Source organism: Enterobacter sp. Tr-810, assembly GCF_011752765.1.
Taxonomy (GTDB): Bacteria; Pseudomonadota; Gammaproteobacteria; order Enterobacterales; family Enterobacteriaceae; genus Enterobacter; species Enterobacter soli.
This window is the reverse complement of record NZ_VWWW01000001.1, coordinates 650,148-676,185: the sequence shown is the minus strand read 5'-3', so window position 1 is coordinate 676,185 and position 26,038 is coordinate 650,148. Positions and strand designations below refer to the sequence as shown.

At 52.5% G+C, this 26,038-nt stretch carries 23 protein-coding genes and 1 pseudogene; 13 read left to right on the top strand and 11 right to left on the bottom strand.

What is annotated here, in order from left to right:
• Positions 1 to 97: 97 nt before the first annotated feature.
• The 3 genes from rsmF to yebS all read right to left on the bottom strand — a co-directional run bounded on the left by rsmF (position 98) and on the right by yebS (position 5,502).
• Complete coding sequence (rsmF, locus tag F3J30_RS03250; protein ID WP_348771110.1) at positions 98 to 1,540, bottom strand: 16S rRNA (cytosine(1407)-C(5))-methyltransferase RsmF; 1,443 nt, start codon at positions 1,538 to 1,540, stop codon at positions 98 to 100.
• A 76-nt stretch (positions 1,541 to 1,616) separates the two neighbouring features.
• A complete protein-coding gene (locus F3J30_RS03245; protein WP_166715812.1) occupies positions 1,617 to 4,250 on the bottom strand; it encodes a PqiB family protein in 2,634 nt (877 codons plus the stop codon).
• Positions 4,219 to 5,502, bottom strand: a complete 1,284-nt coding sequence (yebS, locus tag F3J30_RS03240; protein ID WP_014070667.1) for a membrane integrity lipid transport subunit YebS — start codon at positions 5,500 to 5,502, stop codon at positions 4,219 to 4,221. Before yebS ends, F3J30_RS03245 begins: the two co-directional genes overlap by 32 nt.
• Positions 5,503 to 5,634: 132 nt before the next feature.
• Here yebS and F3J30_RS03235 point away from each other — a divergent pair, with 132 nt between their 5' ends.
• The 4 genes from F3J30_RS03235 (at position 5,635) to htpX (ending at position 10,061) form a co-directional block, all read left to right on the top strand.
• On the top strand, positions 5,635 to 6,132 hold the full coding sequence (locus F3J30_RS03235; RefSeq protein ID WP_166715810.1) for a GAF domain-containing protein: 498 nt from the start codon (positions 5,635 to 5,637) through the stop codon (positions 6,130 to 6,132).
• A 96-nt stretch (positions 6,133 to 6,228) separates the two neighbouring features.
• A complete protein-coding gene (proQ, locus tag F3J30_RS03230; RefSeq protein WP_014070665.1) occupies positions 6,229 to 6,918 on the top strand; it encodes an RNA chaperone ProQ in 690 nt (229 codons plus the stop codon).
• Positions 6,919 to 6,937: 19 nt separating this feature from the next.
• A complete protein-coding gene (gene prc / locus F3J30_RS03225) occupies positions 6,938 to 8,986 on the top strand; it encodes a carboxy terminal-processing peptidase (RefSeq protein WP_014070664.1) in 2,049 nt (682 codons plus the stop codon).
• 193 nt (positions 8,987 to 9,179) lie between these two features.
• Positions 9,180 to 10,061 carry a protease HtpX gene (gene htpX / locus F3J30_RS03220; RefSeq protein WP_166715807.1) on the top strand — a complete coding sequence of 294 codons (882 nt, stop codon included), beginning with the start codon at positions 9,180 to 9,182 and terminating at the stop codon, positions 10,059 to 10,061.
• 46 nt (positions 10,062 to 10,107) lie between these two features.
• Here the strand turns inward: htpX and F3J30_RS03215 are convergent, their stop codons facing one another.
• Positions 10,108 to 11,481 carry an MFS transporter gene (locus F3J30_RS03215; protein WP_014070662.1) on the bottom strand — a complete coding sequence of 458 codons (1,374 nt, stop codon included), beginning with the start codon at positions 11,479 to 11,481 and terminating at the stop codon, positions 10,108 to 10,110.
• Positions 11,482 to 11,659: 178 nt separating this feature from the next.
• Here F3J30_RS03215 and kdgR point away from each other — a divergent pair, with 178 nt between their 5' ends.
• A complete protein-coding gene (gene kdgR, locus F3J30_RS03210) occupies positions 11,660 to 12,451 on the top strand; it encodes a DNA-binding transcriptional regulator KdgR (RefSeq protein ID WP_014070661.1) in 792 nt (263 codons plus the stop codon).
• A 63-nt stretch (positions 12,452 to 12,514) separates the two neighbouring features.
• Here kdgR and F3J30_RS03205 read toward each other — a convergent pair whose 3' ends face one another.
• Complete coding sequence (locus F3J30_RS03205) at positions 12,515 to 12,754, bottom strand: YobH family protein (protein ID WP_014070660.1); 240 nt, start codon at positions 12,752 to 12,754, stop codon at positions 12,515 to 12,517.
• Positions 12,755 to 12,914: 160 nt separating this feature from the next.
• Between F3J30_RS03205 and mgrB the strand changes: the two genes are divergently transcribed.
• The 7 genes and pseudogenes from mgrB to rlmA all read left to right on the top strand — a co-directional run bounded on the left by mgrB (position 12,915) and on the right by rlmA (position 18,145).
• The gene (gene mgrB / locus F3J30_RS03200; protein ID WP_013096124.1) at positions 12,915 to 13,058 is read left to right on the top strand and encodes a PhoP/PhoQ regulator MgrB; all 144 of its coding nucleotides are present in this window, start codon (positions 12,915 to 12,917) and stop codon (positions 13,056 to 13,058) included.
• Between the two features lie 74 nt (positions 13,059 to 13,132).
• Entirely contained in the window at positions 13,133 to 13,423 is a 291-nt protein-coding gene (locus F3J30_RS03195; RefSeq protein WP_166715805.1) for a YebO family protein, read from the top strand.
• 23 nt (positions 13,424 to 13,446) lie between these two features.
• Entirely contained in the window at positions 13,447 to 14,436 is a 990-nt protein-coding gene (locus tag F3J30_RS03190) for an MBL fold metallo-hydrolase (RefSeq protein WP_166715803.1), read from the top strand.
• A gap of 527 nt (positions 14,437 to 14,963) precedes the next feature.
• A pseudogene (locus F3J30_RS03185) lies at positions 14,964 to 15,108 on the top strand (DUF2627 domain-containing protein).
• Positions 15,109 to 15,120: 12 nt separating this feature from the next.
• Positions 15,121 to 15,330 carry a transcription antiterminator/RNA stability regulator CspE gene (gene cspE, locus F3J30_RS03180; protein WP_001062678.1) on the top strand — a complete coding sequence of 70 codons (210 nt, stop codon included), beginning with the start codon at positions 15,121 to 15,123 and terminating at the stop codon, positions 15,328 to 15,330.
• A gap of 218 nt (positions 15,331 to 15,548) precedes the next feature.
• Complete coding sequence (gene ftsI / locus F3J30_RS03175) at positions 15,549 to 17,267, top strand: peptidoglycan glycosyltransferase FtsI (RefSeq protein WP_166715801.1); 1,719 nt, start codon at positions 15,549 to 15,551, stop codon at positions 17,265 to 17,267.
• A 65-nt stretch (positions 17,268 to 17,332) separates the two neighbouring features.
• Positions 17,333 to 18,145, top strand: a complete 813-nt coding sequence (gene rlmA, locus F3J30_RS03170; RefSeq protein WP_166715798.1) for a 23S rRNA (guanine(745)-N(1))-methyltransferase — start codon at positions 17,333 to 17,335, stop codon at positions 18,143 to 18,145.
• Here the strand turns inward: rlmA and mntP are convergent.
• The 5 genes from mntP to manX form a co-directional block, all read right to left on the bottom strand.
• A complete protein-coding gene (gene mntP, locus F3J30_RS03165) occupies positions 18,142 to 18,708 on the bottom strand; it encodes a manganese efflux pump MntP (RefSeq protein ID WP_014070655.1) in 567 nt (188 codons plus the stop codon). The genes rlmA and mntP overlap by 4 nt on opposite strands.
• Before the next feature lie 400 nt (positions 18,709 to 19,108).
• Positions 19,109 to 19,567 carry a DUF986 family protein gene (locus F3J30_RS03160; protein WP_166715796.1) on the bottom strand — a complete coding sequence of 153 codons (459 nt, stop codon included), beginning with the start codon at positions 19,565 to 19,567 and terminating at the stop codon, positions 19,109 to 19,111.
• Positions 19,568 to 19,621: 54 nt separating this feature from the next.
• Positions 19,622 to 20,473, bottom strand: coding sequence for a PTS mannose transporter subunit IID (locus F3J30_RS03155; protein WP_014070653.1), 852 nt, complete (start codon positions 20,471 to 20,473; stop codon positions 19,622 to 19,624).
• A gap of 12 nt (positions 20,474 to 20,485) precedes the next feature.
• On the bottom strand, positions 20,486 to 21,286 hold the full coding sequence (manY, locus tag F3J30_RS03150; protein ID WP_008500490.1) for a PTS mannose transporter subunit IIC: 801 nt from the start codon (positions 21,284 to 21,286) through the stop codon (positions 20,486 to 20,488).
• 47 nt (positions 21,287 to 21,333) lie between these two features.
• On the bottom strand, positions 21,334 to 22,296 hold the full coding sequence (gene manX, locus F3J30_RS03145; RefSeq protein ID WP_014070652.1) for a PTS mannose transporter subunit IIAB: 963 nt from the start codon (positions 22,294 to 22,296) through the stop codon (positions 21,334 to 21,336).
• 463 nt (positions 22,297 to 22,759) lie between these two features.
• Between manX and yoaE the strand changes: the two genes are divergently transcribed.
• Positions 22,760 to 24,319, top strand: a complete 1,560-nt coding sequence (yoaE, locus tag F3J30_RS03140) for a CNNM family cation transport protein YoaE (protein WP_166715794.1) — start codon at positions 22,760 to 22,762, stop codon at positions 24,317 to 24,319.
• Positions 24,320 to 24,325: 6 nt separating this feature from the next.
• On the opposite strand, the gene F3J30_RS03135 is transcribed toward yoaE, so the two are convergent.
• Entirely contained in the window at positions 24,326 to 25,924 is a 1,599-nt protein-coding gene (locus tag F3J30_RS03135) for a cyclic diguanylate phosphodiesterase (protein WP_166715791.1), read from the bottom strand.
• Positions 25,925 to 26,038: the final 114 nt, after the last annotated feature.

Genomic DNA, 26,038 nt, shown 5'->3' with positions numbered 1-26,038 from the left:
CCGGGGTTTGTGCTAAAAATCTGGTATGACCAGTCGGTCACCCAGATTTTAGAGTAGCCAGGGGGAGCAAAATCGCCAGTAAAAAAGTGCGCTTTTTTCAGGCAGTGCGATCGTTACCGGTAAACAGGCGGCCATCGCGCACCAGTTCGCGCGGGTAGCTGTTTTTCAGGCGTGAGCCCACCTTCTTCGCCAGCCCTATCGGATATCCCTGATGGGTGACGACCACTTCGTCAGATGCTGGCGTATTTTCAGGATAAACATCCCGGCCGCGATACCACTCTTCGGCTTCCTGATGCGTCAGGGCAAAGGTGTTTGCCTCACCGGCAAGCGCAATCACCGCTTCATGTTGCCAGCGATAGCCTTTGTTATGTACCTCTGCAAGGCGAATACCAATGCGCGAGAAACGAACTTTGCCGATCAGCGGCTCAATGTTGACCGGGAAAAGCCAAATCTCTTTATCACGCATCCAGAGGCGCAGGCTCTCATCCCAGGAAATCCCGGCCTTGCGCGCGGCCTCTTCGGCCTGTGCCGCTTCACGACCTTTTATCGGGGTGAAGGGGAAATTGCCGACTTTGAATTTTGGAGCGGGCAGCGGTGCGATTGCGGAGGTTTTACGCAGACGGGCGACGAAGAACCCTTCGCAGTCGTAAATTTGCGGGAAGACATGCAGGAAACCTTCAGGGGTCAGTGCCTCTGTTGCCGAAGAAAACAGCTCGCCAAGCGGCAGAAATTCGACGGCATCCGGATATTGCGCCTTGAGCCACAGGCAGACGTCTTCGTTTTCGTCGCGGTTTAATGTGCAGGTGGAGTAGACCAGCGTGCCGCCAGGGCGCAATGCATGGAATGCGCTGTCGATAAGTTCACGCTGCGTGGCGGCAATATCCAGATTACTTTCAACGGACCAGTTCTTAAGCGCATCGGGGTCTTTACGTACCACACCTTCACCGGAGCAGGGTGCATCCAGCAAAATGGCATCGAATGCTTCAGGTAATGCCGCGCCAAACACGCGGCCATCAAAATGCGTAAGGGCAACGTTGTGGATACCGCAGCGGCTGATATTGGCGTGCAGCACTTTGACGCGACTGGCGGAGAATTCGTTAGCGAGGATTGCCCCGTGGTTACCCATGCGTGCGGCAATCTGGGTGGTTTTTGACCCAGGCGCGGCGGCGACATCCATCACCCGCTCAGGCGTATTGCCGTCGGCGAACAGTGCTGCTACCGGCAGCATGGAACTGGCTTCCTGAATATAAAACAGCCCGCTCAGATGTTCGGCGGTGCTGCCCAGCGGCAGAGCTTCTTCGTCATCACGCTCAATCCAGAAACCTTCTTCACACCAGGGGATGGGCGTCAGCTGCCAGTTGTAGGGCGACACCAGTGCCAGAAAATCGGGCACGCTGATTTTCAACGTATTCACGCGGATGCTGCGGCGCAACGGGCGCTGGCAGGCCGCGATAAAATCGTCAAAGGAGAGATGAGAAGGAAGCGCCTCGCGCATCTGCGCCAGGAATTGTTCAGGAAGAAATACGGAGTTTTGAGCCACGGGCACACCACAGGGAATCATTCAAGTGCGCAGTGTAACATAAAGGCTCCGGCGCGTTGACACCGGAGCCCTGAGATTAACGCGGTAACGCGGTTCCCCACTCACGCCACTCTTTTGGTTCGCTCTCCAGCAGCAGGAAGTGTTTATCCGGCTGCGCTTTTGGCGCAAGAGGCGTGCCAGGCGGTGTGGCGAAGGCGATACCACCGCGGATGAACTGGTTGAAGGTCCCGGTTTTCACCACGCCTCCCGTCAGACCAAAGTCCAGCGAATACCCGGAGGCCAGCCAGAATACCGAGTTGTTCCGCACCAGATGCTGGTAACGTTCGCTGATCCTGAGGGCTACCATCACTCGGTCAGACAATGTTCCGAGCGTCAGGCCGGTAACGGTACCCACTTCAATACCGCGGAACAGTACCGGCGTCCCGATATTCAGGGAGCCCGCTTCCGGCACTTCAACCACAATGCTCAGGCCGTCAAGATAACGGGAGTCGGTGATGGTGGCTTCCTGAAGTTCAAAGTCACGACGGGCATTGCCACGACCGGGTTCGACGTTGATATACGGTTGCAGAATAGTATCCAGATGCTCAACACCCGCGGCAGAAATTTGCGGTGTAACCACCGAGAACCGGCTGCCTGTTCTGGCGAAGGTCTGCACATACTCCGGATACAGCACGGCAGTTGCCTGCACTTCGTTACGCGCGGTGATAAGCGTTAACTTCTGGATCTGCCCGATGTCGATACCCAGATAGCGAATGGGCATTCCCTCCGCCAGCTTGCCCGCATCGAATGCATGAAGCGTTATCTGCCCACCGACCGCGCGTGCTGCCGTTTCTGACGGGAAGAGAATACGTTTATCGCCTTTACGCAGGTTCGCACCTGCACCGCTGAGGTTGTCGAAGCTGATCGCCCCACGCAAGGCCCGGGAGAGCGGGGAGGCCTGAACGGTTAAACCGCTGCCATTGAGCTGCACTTTCGCGCCACCTTCCGCCCAGAAGACGCTATTCGGGGTCAGCAGATGGCGGTATTCCGGTTTGATATGCAATTCGATATCAAAGGCATCCGCACGCGGGCGCACGGTAATCACTTCACCCACGTCAAACTTACGGTAGAGCACCACCGAACCCGCCTGCACATCAGGCAGGGTTTCCGCGCTGAGCGTCAGTGTGGTGGTGGGTAAATCACTCAGGCTGTTTTCAATCGCCTTATCGAGATTGGCATACAGCGGATAACTGTCGCGCAGAGGACCCTTCGCACCCGGCAGAACTCGGATACCGCCGTTGATCCATTCGCTGGCGCTGGCACCAAGAAACTCCACACCGTCCAGACCGACTTTTACATCGACACGGCTGTTAACCACAAATTTGCTGTCGCCATGCAGCAAGTCACGATACTGCGGTTCGACGGCAGCGGAGAAGGTCACGCCCTGTTCCGTGAGTTTACGCTCCAGCACCTGGCCGACCTGAACGCCGTGTAAGATCAACGGCTGGCCCGCTTCGATACCGTAGCTTTCCGGGGCATTCAGCGTCACAGTGATCACACCAGGCTGTTGCAGCAGTGATTTATCTGCCGGGGCGATAACAAAACTGCTGACAGGCTCGCCGTCACCGGGGATTAACTCAAAGGTGCTGCCGGTCAACAGGCTACTGATGTTCGCATCGCTCAGGGATAGCTTCGGATTACGCATTTCAATACGCGTTTTTTCACGCAAGAGGTCGACCACGCCAGGGTCGACGGTCATCTCTCCGGTAACCGAGCCGCCAGGATTAAGCGTCATTTTGGTAAGCTGACCCACCTGCAAGCCCTGATACATCAGCGGCGTGGAGCCGGCTTTCAGACCTTTACCATCCGGCAGGGCGAGTTTGACGAGAACGCCACGCTGGCTGTGGGCCAGGTCGGCATACAGCCCGAAGGTGTCGTCTGCCGTTGCGGCGCTGGAGTTGTCAGGGGAGTCGAAGGCGATGGCACCATTGACCAGAGCCGCCAGGCTCTCAAGTTTTACTTTAGCTCCGCTGAGACTCAGATCTGCGTCCACGCCAGAAACATTCCAGAAGCGGCTACCTTTTTTGACCAGATTGGTGAAACGGCGCTCGATCAGGACGTCAATAGTCACTCCCTGTTTGTTCGGGTTGATCGTGTAATCGTAGACACGCCCGACTGGGATTTTACGGAAATAAACCAGTGAGCCACTGTTCAGCGAACCCAAATCCGGGGATTGCAGGTGAATCATCAAATCACCGTTATTGAGACGGTATTTGGGCTGGGTGTCCAGCGCGGTGAAGTGATCCTGGGGTTCGCCTTTACCGGGCATCATGCCGATATAGTTCCCGCCCACCAGCGCATCCAGACCTGATACGCCGGCCAGTGAGGCTTTTGGCGTAACCAGCCAGAACTGTGTTTCACTGCGCAGAGCATCCTGCATATCGGATTTAATACTGGCGCGGACCTGAATATTATTCAGACCTTTGCCCAGCGTAATATCCTGAACTGTGCCCACTTCTACACCCTGGAAGCGGACAGGTGTTCGCCCGGCGACAATACCGTCCGCAGACTGGAAATCTATGGTGATGGTATTACCGCGATCTTCGTAGCTCGTCCAGACGAGCCAGCCAGCGATCATCAGTGCGATGATCGGCAGCAACCAGAATGGCGAAATGCGGCGTTTTGTTTTAATTCTCGCTTCAGTCGGCGAAGCGGGCGTTTCCTGACTCATGTGCATCCCAAAGTAAGCGGCTATCCAGCCATTCCACTGCAAGAATAGTCAATATCACCGCAGAGCCGAAGTAAAAAGCTGCGGGTCCCATTGTAAAAGCAAGTAACTGATCGCGATTGATGAGCGACATCATCAACGAAATCACGAACAGATCCAACATCGACCAGCGACCAATCCACGTGACCAGCCGCAGGAGCAGGATACGTGTGCGTAACCCTTGCTCACATTTAAAGTGAATGCTGATAAGCAACGTAAACATCACTACGACTTTAGTAAACGGCACCAGAATACTGGCGATGAATACGATGGAAGCCACGGCAACGTTGCTGTGACCCAGCGAGATAATACCCGAGAGGATAGTATCTTCCTGTCGCCCCCCGTTAACATAAATGATTGAAATTGGAAGCATGTTCGCAGGTATCAGGAATACCACCGAGGCGATCAGCGCCGCCCAGCATTTTTGCAGGCTATTGTTGCGGCGCAATCTTAACGGGATATGGCAGCGCTTGCAGCGCCCACGGGCGTCGGGCAGGCCGGTGTAGTGGCAGCCCAGGCACACGCGCAGGTTGTTATCGGGGCGCGTGGCAGGGCGCTGGGGATAAAACCGTTCCCAGAGTTGCTCAACGTTGAGATGGATAAGCGTCAGAATACTGAGCAACACCAGCGAGAGAAATGCCACTAGGCCAATGCCTGGCTGCAAAAATGCATAGTCCTGTACCTTAATAGAGGCAACGCCAACGCCGACAAGATAGATATCGAGCATTACCCACTCTTTGAGCTTCTCCAGCATCAGCAGCACAGGGCGCAGGTTCATCCCCAGAATGTTGCCAAACCACAGGTAAGCAATGGCCGCGACCAATACCAGTGGTGCACCAACGGTACAAAATAACACCATCGCTGCCGTCAATGGATCGCCCTGACGGGTCATTTGCCAGATACCTTGCAACACGTTGGCATCAATGCGCACGCCAAGCAGATAGAGCTTGAGCAGCGGCTCGCTCCAGGCGAAAGGCATCAGCATCAGCATGGTCACCGCCATTGCCGCGAGCCGGGTTAATGACCAGTCGCGACCACTGCGGATTTTTGCATCGCAGCGAGGGCAAAATGCACTTTGGTGCGATTTCATCTTCGGCAACATAAAAAGCGTATCGCACTGAGGGCAACGCTGATAATGTGCACGAGGCAGCGCATCGCTTACCGTATGAACTGTTATCTTTTTTGTCGGCGTAATTTTGGGTGTTTTTAGAGCCATCAGTCGCGCACAGATAAGTATTGTTGAAGGTTATATTAACTCATGAACTGATTCATCTTGAGCATGAGCGCATTTAATGCTTATTTTAATAGGCTATGCGGTAATTTTGTAAGACAACCAAGTGATTGAATAATGAACAAAACAGAATTCTACGCGGATCTCAACCGCGACTTCCAGGCATTAATGGCAGGTGAAACCAGCTTTTTAGCCACTCTGGCAAATACAAGTGCGTTGCTGTTTGAACGTCTTTCCGACGTTAACTGGGCCGGTTTTTATCTTCTTGAAGATAAAACGCTGGTGCTCGGGCCATTCCAGGGGAAAATCGCCTGTGTGCGTATTCCTGTGGGGCGCGGCGTATGCGGCACTGCGGTTGCAACAAACCAGGTTCAGCGTGTAGAAGATGTTCACGCCTTTGACGGACATATTGCATGTGATGCGGCCAGTAATTCTGAAATCGTCCTTCCGCTGGTGGTGAAAAATCAGATTATTGGCGTTCTGGACATCGACAGTACGGTCTTCAGCCGCTTCACAACCGAGGATGAGCAGGGGCTGCGCGAGCTGGTCGCACATCTTGAAAAGGTGTTAGCAGCTACCGATTATCAAAAATTCTTTGCGAGCGTCGCAGGATAATCAACGGATAACGTAGCATTTACTGATGGCGTCATTATAATGTCGCCTGTTCATGCCTGCGCTTGTTGGCAACGTCCGTTGTAATCAGGAAATTTCATGGAAAATCAACCTAAGTTGAATAGCAGTAAAGAAGTTATCGCATTTCTGGCCGAGCGTTTCCCACAGTGCTTTAGCGCTGAAGGTGAAGCTCGTCCCCTGAAAGTCGGTATTTTTCAGGATTTGGTAGCACGCGTTGAAGGTGAGATGAATCTCAGCAAAACTCAGCTGCGTTCTGCCTTACGTCTTTATACTTCGAGCTGGCGTTACCTGTACGGTATCAAAGCGGGCGCGACGCGTGTCGATCTCGACGGCAACCCTTGCGGTGAGCTGGACGAGCAGCACGTAGAGCACGCACGCAAGCAGCTGGAAGAAGCGAAAGCCCGTGTTCAGGCACAACGTGCTGAGCAGCAAGCGAAAAAACGCGAAGCCGCAGCGGCAAACGGTCAGGAAGAAGCGCCTCGTCGTGAGCGCAAACCGCGTCCTGCACCACGTCGCAATGATAATAACGATCGCAAACCGCGTACTGACAAACCAGCAGCAGCGAAAGCTCCGCGTGCGCCTCGTGAAGAGCCGCGCCACACCCCAGTTTCTGATATCAACGCTCTGAGCGTAGGTCAGGCTCTGAAGGTTAAAGCGGGTAACAATGCGATGGACGCCACCGTACTGGAAATCACCAAAGATGGCGTTCGGGTACAGCTGACTTCTGGTATGTCAATGATTGTACGCGCAGAACACTTGTTGTTCTGAAACGGAGGCCAAGCCTGGCATGAACACTTTTTTTAAGCTCACCGCGCTGGCGGGCCTGTTTGCCATAACAGGTCACGCCTTCGCAGTGGACGATATTACGCGTGTTGATCAAATTCCGGTTTTAAAGGAAGAGACTCAGCACGCGACGGTGAGTGAACGTGTGACGTCACGCTTTACTCGATCGCACTATCGTCAGTTCGATCTCGATCAGGCCTTTTCGGCCAAAATCTTCGACCGCTATTTAAACTTGCTGGACTACAGCCATAACGTGCTGTTGGCCAGCGATGTTGAACAGTTCGCAAAACGTAAGGCCGACGTGGGCGATGAACTGCGCTCCGGTAAGCTGGATCTGTTCTACGACCTGTATAACCTGGCACAGAAGCGCCGTTTTGAACGTTACCAGTACGCACTGAAAGTGCTGGAACGTCCGATGGACTTCACCGGTAACGACACCTTTAATCTGGATCGCAGCAAATCTCCATGGCCGAAAGACGAAGCCGAGCTGAATGCGCTGTGGGACGGAAAAGTAAAATATGACGAGCTAAGCCTTAAGCTCGCCGGCAAAGACGAAAAAGAGATCCGTGACACGCTGACGCGTCGTTATAAATCGGCCATTCGTCGTCTGGCGCAAACCAACAGTGAAGATGTGTTCTCACTGGCAATGACCGCGTTTGCCCACGAAATCGATCCGCATACTAACTACCTTTCCCCACGTAATACCGAACAGTTCAATACTGAAATGAGCCTGTCTCTGGAAGGTATTGGTGCGGTGCTGCAAATGGACGACGATTACACGGTAATCAACTCCATGGTGGCGGGTGGCCCTGCATCCAAGAGCAAAGCGATTAGCGTTGGCGATCGCATTGTCGGTGTTGGTCAGACAGGTCAGAGCATGGTTGATGTCATCGGCTGGCGTCTGGATGACGTTGTCGCGCTCATCAAAGGACCAAAAGGCAGCAAAGTTCGCCTGGAAATCCTACCTGCCGGTAAAGGCACCAAAACCCGTATCGTTACCCTGACCCGCGAACGTATCCGTCTGGAAGACCGCGCGGTGAAAATGTCGGTCAAAACCGTGGGTAAAGAGAAGGTCGGTGTTCTGGATATTCCTGGCTTCTACGTTGGCCTGACGGATGACGTAAAAGTACAGTTGCAGAAACTGGAAAAGCAAAACGTCAGCAGCATTATCATCGACCTGCGTAGCAACGGTGGTGGTGCATTGACTGAAGCCGTCTCACTTTCCGGGTTGTTCATTCCGTCTGGTCCGGTGGTCCAGGTTCGCGATAACAACGGTAAAGTGCGTGAAGACTCTGATACCGATGGCGTGGTTTATTACAAAGGCCCGCTGGTGGTGTTGGTCGATCGCTTCAGTGCTTCAGCCTCTGAAATCTTTGCTGCTGCAATGCAGGATTATGGCCGTGCGCTGATTGTGGGTGAGCCTACCTTCGGTAAAGGCACTGTTCAGCAATACCGTTCTCTGAACCGTATTTACGATCAGATGCTGCGCCCTGAATGGCCAGCGCTGGGCTCCGTACAGTACACCATTCAGAAGTTCTACCGTGTGAATGGCGGCAGTACGCAGCGTAAAGGCGTCACGCCGGATATCATGATGCCTACGGGTACGGAAGAGACAGAAACCGGCGAGAAGTTTGAAGATAACGCACTGCCGTGGGATAGCATCAATGCCGCGACTTATGTGAAATCCGGTGACATGACCCAGTTTGGTCCTGAACTGCTGAAAGATCATAACGAACGCATTGCGAAAGATCCTGAGTTCCAGTACATCATGAAAGACATTGCGCGTTTCAATGCCATGAAAGATAAACGGAACATTGCTTCTCTTAACTACGCCCAGCGTGAGAAAGAGAACACGGAAGATGATGCAACCCGTCTGGCGCGTATCAACGATCGCTTCAAACGTGAAGGCAAACCGCTGCTGAAAAAACTGGACGATCTGCCTAAAGATTACCAGGAGCCAGATCCGTATCTGGACGAGACGGTACATATCGCTCTCGACCTGGCGAATCTTGAAAAAGACAAGCCAGCCGTGCAACCCGCACCGGCAAAATAACCCCCAGACAGGCACAAGTAATTGTGCCTGTTCTTTTTAGTTCTGCATCCTCCCGTCAATCAGCTTTCCAATTGTGTAAAGTTGTGTCTTTCTGGTGACTTACGCCCGTCGAATCCTTGAAAATAGCCGCAATACCCATACGATGTGGGTAATCGCATAGTGCGCTTTGTTAAACTGAGGTTAAAAGAAAATTATGATGCGAATCGCGCTCTTCCTGCTCACCAACCTGGCGGTTATGGTGGTATTCGGGCTCGTGCTAAGCCTGACAGGAATTCAGTCGAGCAGCGTTCAGGGCCTTTTGATTATGGCGCTGCTATTTGGTTTTGGTGGCTCCTTCGTTTCTCTGCTGATGTCGAAGTGGATGGCACTGAAATCGGTGGGTGGTGAGGTCATTGAGCAGCCACGTAACGATATGGAACGGTGGCTGATGAACACCGTTGCGCAGCAGTCGCAACAGGCGGGTATCGCCATGCCACAGGTCGCCATTTACCATGCACCGGACATCAATGCGTTCGCCACGGGGGCGCGCCGCGATGCGTCCCTGGTTGCGGTCAGCACCGGTCTGTTGCAGAACATGAGCCGTGATGAAGCCGAAGCGGTTATCGCTCACGAGATTAGCCATATTGCCAACGGTGACATGGTGACCATGACCCTGATTCAGGGCGTGGTGAACACCTTTGTTATCTTTATTTCGCGCATCCTGGCGCAGATTGCCGCAGGCTTTATGAGTGGCAACCGTGACGAGGGCGAAGAGAGCAACGGTAACCCGCTGATCTATTTCGCTGTGTCGATGGTGCTGGAGCTGGTGTTCGGTATTCTGGCAAGCATCATTACCATGTGGTTCTCCCGTCACCGTGAATTCCACGCGGATGCAGGCTCTGCGAAACTGGTAGGGCGCGAGAAGATGATTGCCGCGTTGCAGCGTCTGAAAACAAGCTACGAGCCGCAGGAAGCAACCAGCATGATGGCATTCTGCATCAACGGTAAATCGAAATCGCTGAGTGAGCTGTTTATGTCTCACCCACCGCTGGATAAACGTATCGAAGCACTGCGTAGTGGGGAATACCTGAAGTAACGCTGTGTGATGAAGAGCCGGGCAGGAGTCACTCCGCCCGGCTTTTTTATGCCTGAACGCCAGGCTGAGTGACGCGAAGCCCGCTGATAATCGCGGCAATGGTTGCCAGCGTCCCGGCGGTAAACAGTGCCACGTGCGTACCATTCTGACCGGCAAGGTTGAACATCAGAGCAACCAGTGCAGCCCCGGTACTTTGCCCCAGTAAACGCGCCGTACCCAGCATTCCGCTGGCACCACCGCTGCGATGGCGTGGAGCGGAAGTGATAATAGTGTGGTTGTTCGGTGACTGGAACAGACCAAACCCGGCGCCGCAGAGAATCATTCGCCAGATAATATCCAGGTCAGAAGGCGAAGAGGGGAGCAGTGCCAGAGCGAATAGCCCTGTCGCCATCACCACCAGACCAAGCGCACCCAGCAGCCCGGCATGAACCCGCTCAATCAAATAACCTGCCAGCGGTGCCATCACCATGGTGGCAAGCGGCCATGGGGTTAACAACAGCCCCGTCTCCACCTCAGTACGGCCAATCACGCTTTGTAAGAAGAAGGGCAGAGAAACCAGTGCCAGCATCTGCGCACAGAACGAACAGATTGACGTACCAATTGAGAGTGAAAACAGTGGAATGCGTAACAGATCAACCGGCAGCAGGGGAACGGGTAAAGACAACTGGCGGCGGACAAAGAAGAACCCGATAACCAGCATCGCGGCGATTTCTGCGGCGATTAAGGTGATGGACTGACCTTGCGCAAACCCACTCAGAGCGGTGATCAGCAGACCGAAGGTCAGCGCATTCATCACCGCACTGGGTAAATCGAATTTCGGCATAGTGCTTTTCGGCCCATTTGCCGGGAGGTAACGCAGGGCAAAAACGATAGCAATGATGCCCAGCGGCACGTTGATGGCAAAAAGCCACTGCCACGACGCAACGGAGAGGATTGCGGCGGCAATGGTTGGCCCGGCTGCCGAGGAGACCGCGACAATAAAGGAGTTTATCCCCATGCCGCGCCCCAGATGGCGCTGCGGGTAGATAAGGCGTATCAGAGCCGTATTCACGCTCATCAGTGCCGCGCCGCCAAACCCCTGGGCGATACGGGCGAGCGTCAGGGTATGCAGAGAATCCGACAGGGCGCAGAAAAGAGACGTCAGCGTAAAGACCACCAGACCACACTGATAGACCCGACGGTAGCCAAACATATCGCCGAGGAAAGAGAGCGAAAGCAAAGAAACCACGATCGCTATCTGGTACGCATTCACAATCCAGATAGAACTGGCGGGTGAGGCATGAAGGTCGCTGGCGATGGTTGGCAGGGCAACGTTAGCAATTGCACCGTCAAGGACGGCCATCGAAATACCGATAATAATGGTGGCAATGGCGCCGTACCGCTGGGGTAAGGGCAGCCCATCAGAAGGATTTTTTTCCATTGGGAATGAAAAGCTCAACGTGAAATTATTCTCAGAGTAACTATTTTAGCATTGTTAATTCTGTTTTATGTCGCAGATTTGTAACGAAGTAAACGCGGATTGATTGCAGGTAGCATGACAGGAATTTATAATAAAAACCGGTTCTGATTTTTATAAAACACTCTCCATGAGGTGATAAATGGCAATTGCGGATTTGGATAAGCAGCCAGATTCTGTTTCTTCCGTGCTGAAGGTGTTTGGCATCTTACAGGCGCTCGGAGAAGAGCGTGAAATTGGTATTACAGAGTTGTCGCAGCGTGTGATGATGTCGAAAAGCACCGTTTATCGCTTTTTGCAAACCATGAAGTCTTTAGGGTATGTCGCACAGGAAGGCGAATCTGAAAAATATTCTCTGACGCTGAAACTGTTCGAACTGGGTGCCCGCGCACTCCAGAACGTCGATCTGATTCGCAGCGCCGATATCCAGATGCGTGAATTGTCTCGTTTAACCAAAGAGACGGTTCACCTGGGCGCGCTGGATGAAGACAGCATTGTTTACATCCACAAAATTGACTCCATGTACAACCTGCGCATGTATTCGCGCATTGGTCGTCGTAACCCGCTGTACAGTACCGCAATCGGTAAAGTGCTGCTGGCCTGGCGCGACCGCGAAGAAGTGACCCAGATCCTCGAAGGCGTGGAATACAAACGCAGTACCGAGCGAACCATCACCAGCACTGACGAGCTGTTAACGGTTCTCGATAAGGTTCGCGAGCAGGGTTACGGCGAAGATAACGAAGAGCAGGAAGAAGGTTTGCGTTGCATCGGTGTGCCGGTGTTTGATCGCTTCGGTGTGGTGATTGCCGGTCTGAGTATTTCGTTCCCGACGCTACGTTTCTCTGAGGAGCGTCTGCACGAGTATGTGGCGATGCTGCATACCGCGGCGCGCAAAATCTCTGAGCAGATGGGTTATAACGAGTATCCGTTTTAATCCCGGCTAAGATAAAAAAACGCCGCGTAATCGCGGCGTTTTTTGTGAATTCCCATTGCGGTATTAGCCGTTATCGATAACGACCGTCATCTTGCGCAGCACCGGGCAGTTGGTTAACCCAATGAAACCGCTATCTGAATGCAGGTATTGTGCCGTGCTTACCCCACGAGCGGTCACATACTTACACTGAATGCCTAAGCCCGCCGCATTTTCTGTACTTCCCACAAGTACACCGTATCCAGTTAATAACAGGCCAATCCAGATAATGGCCAGTGCAATAATGGTGCGAATGATTAAATGCATCATTGCCTCTTTTTGTTAGTTGTCATGCCTTTAAGCGTAACGGGTTTACGCAATGAAACAAGTGCACTATTCCGAAAAGGACTTGATGACAGTACAGTTAGCCCCTGTTTAAGATAGCCATGCTAACCTGGTTGCATCAGGTCATAAGACGGAGTGTGGAGTGAAAAAAATACGCTGGGTAATTCTGGTTATCGTGCTGATAGCGTGCGTGGTGCTATGGACGCAGACTATCAATGTGATGTGCGATCAGGATGTACAGTTCTTCAGTGGCGTTTGTGCAATCAATAAGTTTATTCCGTGGTAAGACGCATTTTTTCTCAAGGTGATTTCCTTCCTTCGCGCCAGTGGTAAAATAGACGTTTTTATTGAGGTGGTGAAATGGGTGAGTTACTGAATTCAGGGCTGCTGAGTATGGCGTCCCTGGTTGTCTCATTGGTTATTCTGGTTGTGGGTTTGGTTCTGTGGTTCTTCGTAAACCGTGCCAGTTCTCGCACGAACGAGCAAATTGAGTTACTGGAAGCGTTGCTCGATCAGCAGAAACGACAGAATGCCTTACTGCGCCGTCTGTGCGAAGCCAACGAGCCAGAAGAGAAAGAAGAAGCAAAAGAAGCGGTTGTTGAAGATAAAGAAGAAGACGACGATTTTATTCGCCTGGTGGCTGAACGTTAATCTGTGATTCACGGGAGGTGGCTGTGGTCTGGAAAAATCCCTGGTATGACCCCTCCCTGAAGCATCACACCCCCGCTGGTTTTCGTAATACTCTCCCCGCTGGCCATCAGCAGGGCGATGTTGATCGCTGGCGAAAAGAGCGGAAATCCGCCGGGTTGCCTAAACCTCCCGCATTGGGCTATGAAGCCTTTCTCAACCAGTGGTGGCAGCCTGTAACCCTTAACGCATTACCTGAAGATGGCGTATGGTGGCTGGGCCATGCCAGTATGTTGTTGCGTATGGACGGGAATTATATCCTGACTGACCCCGTTTTTTCCCGACGTGCCTCGCCGTTACCTTTTGTTGGGCCCGAGCGTAAAACGCCCCCGGCTATCTCTGTCGATAAACTCCCGCAGCTTGATGCTCTGGTCATTTCCCATAATCACTATGATCACCTTGATGCTGCCACCGTTCGTCATCTGTTGCGTCGTTTCCCCGATCTGCACGTGTTTGTGCCATTAGGCCTGGCGAGCTGGTTTCGTCGTCGGGGGGCAAGAAATGTGACTGAACTCGACTGGTGGCAGAGCATCAGCTGGCAGGGTATGACGCTGACGGCTGTACCCGCGCAGCACTGGAGTATGCGCACGCCATGGAACCGAAATCGCTCTCTCTGGTGTGGCTGGGTGTTTGAAAGCCGTTATCATCGCTTCTGGTTCAGCGGTGATACGGGGTATACGCCAGAGCTGCTCACTATCCCCGAACGCCTTGGCAAGATTGACGCTGCCGCATTGCCGGTTGGCGCGTATGCACCACGCTGGTTCATGTCCGTACATCATATGGACCCACAATCCGCCGTTGCCTTATGGCAACAACTGGGTGCGCCGCTGGCATTTCCTATTCACTGGGGCGTGTTTGAACTGGGGGATGAATCGCTGGAAGAACCTGTGCAGGAGTTAAATCAGGCGCTCGCTAATTTAGCACCAGTTAATGATTCATTCAGGACACTGAAAATTGGTGAATATTTACCCTTCTAAACGCAGCGCTGATGTGTTGCATATATTCTGTATTTTAATCAATCAACGAGAGTTTTATTTTTATCGAAACGTTTTGCTTGCCTTCTTTTGAGGCAGAGTCATAAAAATTTCATTATTTTGGTGCATAACGATATTTATTAAGCGGTGAATTTTAATACAATTTGGGCGGGTTTATTAACAACGTATTTTCATTACAACGGTACCGGTACGTTGCAATGATTTAAGCATAACTTTTCACAATTTGTTCTAACTCAATCATTGCATGGAGGATTCTGTTGCCCGGCGTTGGACGCACCGAAGTGGTTGAGCTAAGATAAAAAAGTCTTAGATTACAGCGGTTGTGAAAACATCGTTAAGGCAGTTCAGGCTGGTAATGCTGGCCGCAAACATTGCGCATAATTGTGCAGAAGGTTGCGAGGCAGCGCCAGAATTTGTGCGGCGGATCGAGACACGTTTAAAAATGGCTTGCCATAATTAACGTTGTGTGTGATAACACGTTTTGGGTCAAACGAGGTACAGTTCTGTTTATGTGTGGCATTTTCAGTAAAGAAGTCCTGAGTAAACACGTTGTCGTTGAATACCGCTTCTCTGCCGAACCTTATATTAGTGCCTCAAGCAGTAATGTCTCAGTTTTATCTAAGTCAATGCCTGCGGGCTAAGAAAACACTCTAAGGAATTTTGCAAATGGCAAAGATTAAAGGTCAAGTTAAGTGGTTCAACGAGTCTAAAGGTTTTGGTTTCATTACTCCTGCTGACGGCAGCAAAGATGTGTTCGTACACTTCTCTGCAATCCAGGGTAACGGCTTCAAAACTCTGGCTGAAGGCCAGAACGTTGAGTTCGAAATTCAGGACGGCCAGAAAGGCCCAGCTGCAGTTAACGTAACTGCTATCTGATCGAACCACTGCTGACTGAAGTGCTTCTACGCTTCGATCTCAGATATAAAGCCTCGCTTATGCGGGGCTTTTTTATTGCTTTATCTTTCAAAATATTACGAATGAACGCCTTGTTAGCAACTTGTTGCAAAGCTACGAGGTTATTAGCATTGTTTTCACCGCGTCAGCCAGCCTTTTCCCGTTAAATCAGGGCGTTGTTCAACGGACCTGGGGTTCAGGTGAAAAAGAAAACGATAACGACAGCCGGAAACTTCACCCCGGCTCGTTTTGCGCTGCTGTGTCTTGCTATTTTTTGTAGTCTGGCTTTCTTACTGGGCCGTGTTGCCTGGTTGCAAATCATTAAACCTGACAATCTCGTTAAGCAGGAAGATATGCGCTCGCTGCGTGAGGTGGCGATTGATGCACCGCGCGGGATGATAGTCGACAGGGAAAATCGACCGCTTGCCGTCAGTGTACCGGTAAGAGCCGTCTGGGCTGACCCGAAAACTGTGCTGGCAAAAGGCGGAGTGGGGTTTGACGAACGCTGGCAGGCGCTGGCGAATGCGCTGCATCTCTCTCTTGGCACACTCTCTGCCCGAATTAACAGCACCCCGCAGGGACGCTTTATCTATCTTGCCCGTCAGGTTGACCCTTCCCAGGCACAATGGATCGATAAACTGAATCTGCCAGGCATCAATTTGCGCGATGAATCGCGGCGCTTTTATCCTGCCGGTCATGTGGCGGCCAACCTGATAGGGTTCACGAATATTGACGGGCAGGGTATTGAAGGGGTCGAGAAAAGCTTTAACGCACAACTTTCGGGGAAAGCCGGCGTCAGGCAGGTGAGGGAAGACCGCTACGGCCGCGTAGTTGAAAATCTGACAGAGATAGCGCCGGTTCCAGCACACAACATCCAGCTGAGTATTGATGAGCGTCTGCAAACCATTACGGAAGATGCGCTGGATAACGCTGTCGCGTGGAATAAAGCCGAATCAGGCGCCTCCGTACTGATTAATGTGCAGACGGGCGAGATCCTGGCGATGGCGAGTTTCCCTGATTTCAACCCGAACAACCGCGATGGGGCAACGCTGAACGATTTTCGCAATCGCGCCATCAGTGATACCTTTGAACCTGGCTCTACCGTCAAACCTCTGGTGCTGATGACCGCATTACAGCAAGGTCTGGTACAGCCAGACAGCGTGATAGATACCCATCCGTACATGCTTGATGGCCATCGCATCCGTGATGTGGGGTATTACCCGGAACTGACGATGACCGGGATCCTGCAAAAATCGAGCGACACGGGTGTGTCACGTCTCTCACTGGCGATGCCGATCCAGCGATTGCTCGATACCTATAAGAACTTTGGTTTTGGCACGAACACCGGGCTTGGCTTAACGGGGGAGAGCTCTGGCTTGCTGCCGCAGCGTAAATTCTGGAGCCAGCTCGACCGGGCCACCTTCGCGTTCGGTTATGGGCTGATGGTCACGCCGCTGCAACTGGCGCATGTCTACGCCACCATCGGCAGCTTTGGCCTGGAGCGGCCTCTGTCGATAACCCGAATTGATCCTCCGGTCATCGGGCACAGGGTGATGTCTGAGGAGATAGCCCATGAAGTCGAACATATGATGGAAAGCGTGGCGCTGCCGGGCGGCGGTGGCATTAAGGCGGCGGTACGCGATTATCGTGTCGCAGTGAAAACCGGGACGGCGAAAAAAATCGGCGATGACGGTAAATATGTCGATAAATACGTGGCTTACACCGCAGGCGTTGCGCCAGCCAGCCAGCCGCGTTTTGCGCTAGTGGTGGTGATTAACGATCCGCAAAACGGGGATTATTACGGCGGGGCGGTATCAGCACCGGTTTTCAGCGAGATCATGGGGAACGTGCTACGTCTTGAAAACGTCAAACCTGATGGTTTAGCGGCGGATTCCACTCACCTTATCGTCATGCGTTAGCCAGGCGTTTATAACCCGGGCGAATAGCGGTACACTTTCGCCCTTTATGATTGCCCGGAGCCACCATGTCCTTCAGTTGCCCACTTTGCCACGTGCGCCTGACGCGTTCTGAGAAAAGTTTTACCTGCCCGCAAGGGCACCAGTTTGATATGGCGAAAGAGGGCTATGTGAATCTTCTTCCGGTGCAACATAAGCGCTCGCGCGACCCGGGTGACAGCGCAGAGATGATGCAGGCGCGCCGCGCGTTTCTTGATGCCGGGCATTATCAGTCCCTGAGAGACGCCGTTGCACAGCTTCTGAGAAACAACCTATCGACGCCTTCAGCTATTCTGGATATCGGCTGTGGTGAGGGGTACTACACGGCGTTGTTTGCAGATGTGGCTCGCGAGAAAGGCGCTGAAACTTACGGTCTGGATGTTTCTAAAGTGGCTATCCGCGCGGCGGCGAAGCGCTATTCGTCGGTGACGTTCTGCGTAGCGTCCAGCCATCGCCTGCCGTTTGAGGATGCGAGTATGGATGCCGTGGTGCGAATTTATGCGCCCTGTAAAGCTGAAGAGCTGGCACGGGTCGTAAAACCCGGTGGCTGGGTGATTACCGTTACGCCGGGCCCGCGTCATCTGATGGAGATGAAAGGTTTGATTTACGATGACGTGCGTTTACATGCTCCGCATTCTGAACAGCTGGCGGGTTTTAGCCTGCAACAGGAACAGACGGTCGCGTATGAGATGAAACTCAAAGGGGATGAAGCGGTAGCCTTGCTGCAAATGACGCCTTTTGCGTGGCGGGCGAAACCGGCTGTGTGGGAAACGTTAGCGGAACAGGACGAGTTTTGCTGCCAGACGGATTTCAGTATCCACTGCTGGCAGCGCGAAGTTTAACCGGCGAAGTGTGCCCACAGGATTTGGGCACCAATCCCAATTAACACGATACCGCCCAGAATTTCGGCTCGCTTACCAAGCAGCGGGCCGATAAAGCGGCCAACCATTATGCCGAGCGTTGACATAATCAGGGTGGCACAGCCAATCGCCAGAGCGGTGGCGATGATGTTCACCTGAAGGAATGCCAGACCTACCCCTACAGCCATCGCGTCAAGACTTGTGGCGATAGCGGTCGTGACCAGCAACCAGAAACCATGGCGATGCTGCGGCGCTTCATCTTCATCGCTGTTGCCGCGAAAACCTTCGATAACCATTCGCCCGCCGAGGAACACCAGCAGAACAAAGGCGATCCAGTGGTTCCACTCCAGAACGAACTGACTGGCAAGCATTCCCAGACCCCAGCCAATAAGCGGCGTCAGAGTTTCGATGGCACCAAAGATAAGACCGGTGCGTAACGCTTCTGAGAATTTTGGTTTGTGGAGAGTGGCGCCTTTACCAATGGAGGCTGCAAAAGCATCCATGGACATGCCGAAGGCAAGAAGAATTGTTGCAGAGATATTCATAAGAGCGTCCAGACCGGGAGATATCCATATGACACATCACTGCCCCCAGTAAACAGCAGTTAATGTATCTATGGTCTCGCCTGATCTTTTCGTACACAGCAACTGTGCAGAAAGATCCGTACGCGCCACGTTTTTCAACGAGTATGTTGACACGTACATTTCCTGGAAAACAGGAAATCAGCTACTCCCCAACGACGGGCGCAACCTTAACATATTTTTAGAATATAAAACAACAACAGAAAAGTATTATTCCATTAACTAGTTGATAACGATTTTCATTTAGATTTAAGCGTAAAGTTATCGTTAATGAATATAAGTGTTTTTGGGGTTCTTAATATAGCTAAGGCTATATTCTTTGCGTGAAAATACCGCAATATATAGCCAGTGCTATAAATTTAACTTATTGAATTTTAATGAGTAATTTGTATATTTTTTCGAGGTCTTCAATATTCTTGACCCGAATAAGCAGGCGGCGTTGTTCTAATTGCATCACCAGAACACCATCTTCCGATAAATTCATCTCTTTAATGCGGTTATATTCTATCCACACATTGGCAAAGAAAAATCCCTGACTTTTAAAGATGATCTTTGGTGAGCGGACCCAGAACAAATAAATCGCCATTAATACCAGCGCACATAATAACCATGTGGTTAATAATGCACCGTGACTCATGGTGTTGTTGTAAATCAGAATGACCAGTAAACCCACAAAGATGACGGCATCGATGCGGTTACGGCGCAGAAGAGCGATGGTGAGCAACGATTCGCCATGGCGGCGGGGCATGATGAACTCATCATAAATGGCGTAAGCCAGAAGGGCAGCAATAAAAAGAACCAGTACGATGTCCGTGGCAGTCATTCATCCTCCAGATAAAAAAACCGGGGGCAAGCCCCCGGTATATAACGCAGTAACTTACAGACCCAGCAAGCCGACAGCGTAGCCCGCGATACCGATGACGAAGAAGCCAACGATGATCCACAGTGGGTTAACTTTCTTACGCAGCAGCCACATACAGGCGAAGGTCAACAGCAGTGGAACCAGGCCTGGCATCAGCTGATCCAGAATGGTTTGCACCGTGGTAACGCGAGTCTGACCATCCTGACCGGTAATGGTCGACACCACCAGCGGGATGTTCACGTGCGTCCACTTGTTAACCAGCGCCCCCATGACAAAGAGGCCGAGAATAGACGCCCCCTCGGTCAGTTTTTGCAGGAAGCCGCCGCCCATGTCCTTAACGATGTCCACACCTTTACGGTAGCCGTATGCCACGCCGTAGTAACGGGTCAGCAGACGCACGGCGTTGAACAGGATAAAGAACAGCAGTGGGCCGAGCAGGCTACCACTCATCGCGATACCTGCGCCAAGCGCCGCAAATACCGGACGAACAGTACCCCAGAAGATTGGGTCGCCCACGCCTGCCAGCGGCCCCATCAGACCGACTTTGATACCGTTGATGGCACCATCGTCAATCTCTGCGCCGTTAGCACGCTGTTCTTCCATCGCCAGGGTAACGCCCAGAACCGGTGCCGCTACATAAGGATGGGTGTTGAAGAATTCCAGGTGACGCTTAATCGCCTGACGACGTGCTTCGTTGTTTTCCGGATACAGGCGTTTGATTGCCGGTACCATGGAGAAGCAGAAGCCAAGCGCCTGCATACGTTCGAAGTTCCATGAACCCTGAAACAGGTTAGAACGGATGAACACGCCACGAATATCACCCGGAGTGAGTTTCTTCTCAGTGGTATTTTTTGTCATATCAACCATTTCGCTCACCTGCTAGTCCAGTTCGTTATCGAGATCGTTATTACCAGCAGCCTGTGCCGGAGCACCCGCTACGCGGTTGTATTTCGGGCTGAGCTGGATGTAGAGAATCGCCATGACCGCACCAATCACACCCAGAGCAACCAGGTTGAAGTTGGTGAACGCAGCGGTAACGAAGCCGAGGTAGAAGAACGGCATCAGATAGCCTGCGCGCATCATGTTGATGACCATCGCATAACCTACTACCACGATCATGCCACCAGCGATGTTCAGGCCGCCGGTCACCACTTCAGGAATGGCGTTCAGCATACTCTGCACTTCGCTGGTACCGACAGAGATAGCAACGATAACGGCCGGGATTGCAATACGCATTGCTTGCAGGAACAGGGATGAAACGTGGATCCAGGACAACGCCGTCAGGTTGCCATTTTCGGCCGCCTTATCCGCCGCGTGCTGGAAGGCTACGGTGATGGTACGAACGATGATGGTCAGTACCTGGCCTGCTGCTGCCAGTGGAATTGCCAGCGCGATACCTGCACCGATACTTTGGTGACCAGCAATAACCAGAACGGTAGAAATAATGGATGCCAGTGCGGCATCTGGCGCAACCGCCGCACCGATGTTCATCCAGCCGAGGGCGATCATTTCCAGGGTACCACCGATGATGATACCGGTTTTCATATCACCGAGAACGGCACCAATCAACGTACAGGCCACCAGAGGGCGGTGGAACTGAAATTCATCAAGTACGGATTCCATACCCGCAATACATGCGACGACGAACACCAGCACAATCTGAAGAGTGGTAATCTCCATTGCACTTCTCCTATTACATAAGCTTTATGTGAAAAATCAGCGCGGGGTTATTTCCCAACTTTGCCGATCAAATCCATCATTTTCAGTTTCTGGTCTGTGGAAACTTTACGGGCTTCCAGCTCAATACCGCGTGCATTCAGTTTGTTGAATGCTTCGATATCTTTCTCATCGACTGAAATCGCGTTGTTGACCTGAGTTTTCCCCTGACGGAAAGCCATACCACCAATGTTAACGGAGGAGATTTTCACGCCGCCTTCAACAATGCGCTCGACGTCTGTCGGGTTAGTAAACAGCAGCATCACGCGCTCACCCGCATATTTCGGGTTGTTATAAACGCGGAGCATCTTGGCGATATCCACAACGTGCGCGGTTACGCCCGGTGGAGCAACCTGAGTCAGAAGGGTGCTTCGCACCTTGTCGGCGGCAACTTCGTCGCTGACCACGATAATGCGTTTAACGTTGGTTTCTTTGGTCCAGCGTGTTGCCACCTGGCCGTGGATTAAACGGTCATCGATACGCGCGAGGCCGATAACCATGTAATCGTTCGGGCCCATCGGTTTCGCGGGTGCGGCGGGTTTTGGTGCTACGGCCGCTGGAGCTGGCTTCGCAACCGGCTGCGCTTTCAGCGCTTTCACGCCTTCGCGACCGGTTTCAACGGCCAATGCTACCAGCTCATCGAAAGAAGGATTGTCGTCACGCGCCATGAAGGTTTCCACCAACATCGGCACGTTAACCCCGGCGATGACTTCATAGTGCTCTTTATCGACGACAATGCGACTGGCAGCGTTGAACGGGCTGCCGCCCCATGTATCGACGAGAAACAGCACGCCTTTGCTGGTATCCAGCTTCTCCAGTTGAGCAGTGTATTTCTCAATTAGCGTTTCGGCGTTTTCACCGGGAACGAAATCGATCCAGCCCACGTTTTCCTGCTCGCCCAACAGCATTTCTGCTGTTTTGAGTAACTGCTCTGCAGCCCAACCATGTGTGCCTATTACAATAGCAATGGTCACTTGCTACCTCCTTTTATTATCATTAATACGTCTGCCAGGCATTCGTACTGAGAATCGTATTAGGTGAACCGAATCGATTCAGATAAGGGTTAGAGTTAAATTAACTAAGACTTCCGCGAATTATTTTAGATAGTGAAAAAATAATTTATGTGATGAAGATCCGTAATTTAGCTACGCATCGCAGAAATTCCTGTAAGTTAAAGCACTTGTGTTACAGATGTTTGCAAAGGAACGTAAATCTTTGCTAAAAACCCATTGTCTCTGATATGTTTAGCCTCCGTTTAATTGTTCAGGAGTATAGGGCATCAGCCCACTGTATGGACCGTCACCGACGTCAGACATCTTTCAGGCTATTTCATGCCTTTTTCACCGGCGTTTCTCGCCACGCATCAATTCTGTCTACCCTTGATTTGCCCACGTTGAGTGGGGCACCGTTTCGTCATTCCTTTAGCAGGAGCTTGTCATGGAATTCTTAATGGACCCGTCAATCTGGGTGGGATTACTCACGCTGGTGGTACTGGAGATTGTTCTCGGTATCGATAACCTGGTGTTTATTGCCATTCTCGCGGACAAACTGCCGCCGAAACAGCGTGATAAAGCGCGTCTGATTGGCCTTTCGCTGGCGCTGATTATGCGACTGGCGCTGCTGTCCGTCATTTCGTGGATGGTCACGCTGACCAAACCGCTGTTCTCCGTGATGGATTACACCTTCTCCGGCCGTGATTTGATCATGCTGGTCGGGGGTATATTCCTGCTGTTCAAAGCGACGACGGAGCTTCACGAACGGTTAGAGAACAGACAGCATGATGATGGCCACGGTAAAGGCTATGCCAGCTTCTGGGTTGTGGTCCTGCAAATTGTGGTGCTGGATGCCGTGTTCTCGCTGGATGCGGTGATTACTGCGGTCGGTATGGTGAACCACCTGCCGGTCATGATGGCGGCTGTTGTCATTGCGATGGCGGTCATGCTGCTGGCGTCTAAACCGCTGACGCGCTTTGTGAACCAGCACCCGACGGTGGTTGTACTCTGTCTGAGCTTCCTGTTGATGATCGGCCTGAGCCTGGTGGCAGAAGGGTTTGGCTTCCATATTCCGAAAGGTTACCTGTATGCCGCAATTGGCTTCTCGATCATCATCGAGCTGTTTAACCAGATTGCGCGCCGTAACTTTATCAAACAGCAGTCGAATCAGCCGCTGCGCGCCCGCACGGCAGATGCCATTCTGCGTCTGATGGGCGGTCGCCGTCAGGTGAACGTACAGTCTGATTCAGATAACCGTAACCCGGTTCCGGTGCCTGAAGGCGCGTTTGTCGAAGAAGAGCGTTACATGATTAACGGTGTGCTCTCTCTGGCCTCCCGTTCGCTACGTGGGATCATGACCCCGCGCGGTGAAATCAGTTGGGTAGACGCGAACCTCAGCGTGGATGAAATTCGCCAGCAGTTGCTCTCATCGCCACACAGCCTGTTCCCGGTGTGTCGTGGTGAACTGGACGAGATTGTCGGTATCGTGCGTGCGAAAGAGCTGCTGGTGGCCCTGGAAGAGGGTGGCAACGTTGAAGCCATTGCTGCTGCGTCGCCTGCTATCGTGGTGCCGGAAACGCTAGACCCGATTAACCTGCTGGGCGTGTTGCGTCGTGCCCGTGGCAGCTTTGTTATCGTCACCAACGAGTTTGGCGTTGTGCAGGGGCTGGTCACGCCGCTGGACGTGCTGGAAGCCATCGCCGGTGAATTCCCGGATGCGGATGAAACCCCGGAAATCGTCGCCGATGGTGACGGATGGCTGGTCAAAGGGACCACTGACCTGCACGCTTTATCCCATACGCTGGGCGTGGAAAACGTGGTCAACGATGAAGAAGACATTGCCACCGTGGCAGGTCTGGTCATCTCGGTGAACGGACAAATTCCGCGTACCGGTGATGTCATCGAACTGCCGCCGCTGCACATCACGATTGTCGAAGCGAACGACTACCGTGTTGATTTGGTGCGTATTGTTAAAGAGCAATCTGCACACGACGAAGATGAGTAAGTGTTTCTAACGTAACGGCATTAAAGGCACGATGTGCCCGTTATGACGCGCTGGCGGGGGCGAACTCCCCGCCAGCCATTTAGGAAACTCCCGCAGCGGCATTGGCCGGGCGTAAAAAAATCCCTGCAAGATATCCACACCGTGGCGGCGCAAATACTGCGCCTGCTCCACGGTTTCCACACCTTCTGCAACCAGTTCAATATTCAGCCGCTGACCGAGCGCAATGATGATATCCGTCACGGTCGAATTCACCGCGTCCGTACCAATTGCAGTAGTAAATGACTGATCGATTTTCAGCACATCCGGGTGCAGCTTTTCAAGCCAGGAGAGCGAACTGTTTCCGGTACCAAAATCATCGATGGCAAGCTTCACCCCTTTATTGTGAAGCTCGCGCACTATCCGGTAGTCCACATCCATAAGCGCATCGCGCTCAGTCAATTCGATAACCAGTTGCTGCACCGGATGCACGTTAAACCAGGAACGGTTGAGATCCTGTAGCAGGGTGGCGCGGCGAAAATGGCTGGCGGCCACGTTAATGCCTATCTGAAACCCAGAGGACGCGGGGAAAAAGCCAATCTGGCGAACCGTTTCGGAAATCACATAGCGAGTGAGCGGGACGATCAGGTTGTGTTCTTCTGCCAGAGGGATAAACACTTCGGGTGAAATCCAGCCCTGACGCGGGTTATTCCAGCGCAGTAAAATTTCAACGCCAACGCATTTCTGCGTTCGGGCATTCACCAGCGGCTGACAGAAGAGTTCAAATTCGCGTGCCGCCAGCCCCATGTTAATTTCCCACGTGAAGCTCATTCTCCTGGCCGTAGCAAGCCAGGCAACATAGCCCAGCAGCAGGCTGAGCATGAGCGCTAGCGGCAACTGAGTTGGCAGGTTTTTCAGCGCCAGTTTCCCGGGGCCGGGGCCACTTACCGTAATGCTGAAAGGATAGTGTGATGACGCTTTGTGCAGGAGGGAATTGCCATCATCAAAGGTCAGGGTATCCGTCACCTGTTGCCCGTAGCGCAGGAAGTTGTCGCCCACGGTCAGGACAACGTCAGTAATCAGCGGGGGTTGCGGCTCCAGCATCATTCGGGTGATGAGGTCGATGTTGACTATCTCCATTACCCCGTCTTCACCACTTTGTGAAACGGGATACCACTGGATGAGGATTGGACTGCCTTTCAGCAGCCACTGGTCGGTCGATAAAATGAGCCGGGGGGCGTTAGTGGGTAACGTGGGCTGTATCTCGCGCACAAGAACGTCCCGAGTGCCGAAAATACTCGAACAGTACAGAACACCATCCTTGACCAGGGCGATGGAGCGGACGGTTTGCAGAATGGCGGCCTGTTTTCGCAGCACCAGATGGGCTTGCGTGCAGGGCTGGCCGACCAGCGATTGCAGCACCCCACGACGTTTTTCTAACGAAAGTATAACCTTATCCATTGAATTCACGGTGTGGCTGGTAAAGTCACGGATCTGTTCCCGATTTAAATTGCGCTGTGAAATAAACCGAATTCCCAGCGTAAGGGTGAGTGTAAGAAGCGCGACCGTGACACTGACGATAACGCGTTTTCGGCGGTAGTTTTTTATGATCGTTTGTGCAGTTTGCATAAAACGGTCGCCTGATACGCCACCAGCACCAAAAGCCAGAAGCAACAGAGAAAGTGTAGTGGGGAAATGGTAAGGCGACGAGAAAGAAGGGAAAAATTCGCCCATCCGTTGCAG